A 1,466-nucleotide genomic window follows, 5' to 3' on the forward strand; every position below is an offset into this window, starting at 1 on the left:
GCTCGACGGCGGCCGGCTGGCCGGTACCCCGGCTTTCCTGGACCGTCCCGAGGTGGGGTACCTGCGCGGCGGCGACGACAACATCCTCGTCGAGTACGGCGACATGGTGCTCGACCTGGGGTTGCGGATGCGGGTGCACGCCCTGTCCGAGGCGCTCGCGGCGCTGCGCCTGTCGGGGATCGTCGACGTCACGCCCGGGGTGCGCTCGCTGCACGTGCATTTCGACCCGGACGTGCTGCCCCAGCACCGCCTGCTCGGGGCCCTGCAGGACCTCGAGACGGAACTGCCGGCCACGCACGATCTGGTGGTGCCCAGCCGCACCGTCCGGTTGCCGCTCTCGTTCGACGACCCGTCGATCGCCGAGGCGATCTCCCGCTACCACAGCGGTGTGCGCGACTCGGCGCCGTGGCTGCCGTCGAACACCGAGTTCATCCGGCGCATCAACGGACTCGACTCGGTCGAGCAGGTCCGGGACACGGTGTTCGACGCCGAGTACCTCGTCCTCGGTCTCGGCGACGTGTACCTCGGTGCGCCGCTGGCCGTCCCGCTCGACCCCCGGCACCGGCTCGTGACGACGAAATACAACCCGGCACGCACGTGGACCCCGTCGGACGCCGTGGGCATCGGCGGCAAGTACCTGTGCGTCTACGGGATGGAGTCCCCCGGCGGCTACCAGTTGATCGGGCGGACGGTACCGATCTGGTCCGGATACCGGCAGTCCGGGCCGTTCGAGGACGGCAAGCCGTGGCTGTTCCGCTTCTTCGACCGGATCGTATGGGAACCGGTGAGCCCGGAACAGCTGCTCGAGTACCGCGCCGCGTCCCTGGCGGGCCGGTTCGACGCCGACGTCTCGGAGGGTACGTTCGCCCTCGCCGACCATCTGCGGTTCCTGGCGGACAATGCCGAGTCCATCGACGCGTTCCACGAGCGTCAGGCCGCGGCGTTCGAGACCGAGAAGCAGGCATGGCACGCGGCCGGTGAGTTCGACCGGGCCGAGACGACACCGGCAGAGGTCACCGAGGCCGTCGACCCGCTCGCCGGGATGCCGGCGGGATCGGTCGTCGTCGAAGCCCCCATGGTCGGCAACGTGTGGCGGGTCGAGGTGGCGGAGGGCCAGCAGGTCGGCGCCGACGACACCGCCGTCATCCTCGAGGCCATGAAGCTCGAGATGCCGGTGCCGGCCGCCGTGGACGGGATCGTCCTGAAAGTCCTCGTCGGGCCGGGCGCGAAGGTCGCCCCCGGCACTCCCCTTCTCGTGATCGGAGCAGCATGAGCATCGTTGTGGAACAGGAACTCTCGGCTGCATCGACATCGAGCCGGGCGCGAGCGGAGGCGGCGCTGCGCCGGATCGACGACGTCGACCGGCCCGAGGTGTGGATCGCGCTGCGGCCTGCCGCCGAGGTGCTCGCCGACGCCGACGCCGTGGACGCGCGCGTCGCGGCGGGGGGGGGCCCGCCCCCCCCCGG

Annotated in this window: 1 protein-coding gene and 1 pseudogene; both read left to right on the forward strand. The window is 71.4% G+C overall.

Features of this window, described 5'->3' with window-relative positions; all coding sequences use genetic code 11:
* A partial coding sequence (locus tag OEY_RS0101530; protein ID WP_010592186.1) for a carboxyltransferase domain-containing protein occupies positions 1 to 1,273 on the forward strand: 1,273 nt, incomplete at its 5' end.
* Positions 1,270 to 1,466 (forward strand): annotated as a pseudogene (locus OEY_RS0101535) (allophanate hydrolase); the annotation flags it as partial. The gene OEY_RS0101530 and the pseudogene OEY_RS0101535, both read left to right, overlap by 4 nt.

Origin of the sequence: Rhodococcus sp. P14 (assembly GCF_000256505.1) — a bacterium.
Lineage (GTDB): Bacteria > Actinomycetota > Actinomycetes > Mycobacteriales > Mycobacteriaceae > Rhodococcus > Rhodococcus ruber.